Below are 253 nucleotides of genomic sequence, written 5' to 3'. Positions count from 1 at the left end.
GGATGTGCTCGACACAGGCGCGTCGGCGCGCGGGGCTCAGAAGTTTCCCCGGGACGCCTCCTGCAGGATCAGCTTGTCGAGGGTGAGATCGGCGATTGCCTTTCGAAGCCGAGCATTCTCGGTCTCAGTGTCTGTCCGGCGACATATTGAGTGATGTGAGGGGTTTGTGATTCAAGGCTGCCTGTGTGGAGGCTGCCGATGTGGACGACTGAGAACCGGACCCGCTACGATCGAAGCGAGCTTCGTTATCCGA

1 pseudogene is annotated in these 253 nt (G+C 60.1%); it reads right to left on the bottom strand.

Going from position 1 to position 253, the window contains the following annotated elements:
- Positions 1-132: pseudogene (locus FV222_RS29190) on the bottom strand (IS3 family transposase); the annotation flags it as partial.
- Positions 133-253 lie beyond the last annotated feature (121 nt).

Origin of the sequence: Methylobacterium sp. WL103, from assembly GCF_008039885.1 — a bacterium.
Classification (GTDB): Bacteria; Pseudomonadota; Alphaproteobacteria; order Rhizobiales; family Beijerinckiaceae; genus Methylobacterium; species Methylobacterium cerastii.
The sequence above is the reverse complement of the archived record's forward strand: the minus strand, read 5'-3'. Positions and strand labels throughout refer to the sequence as shown.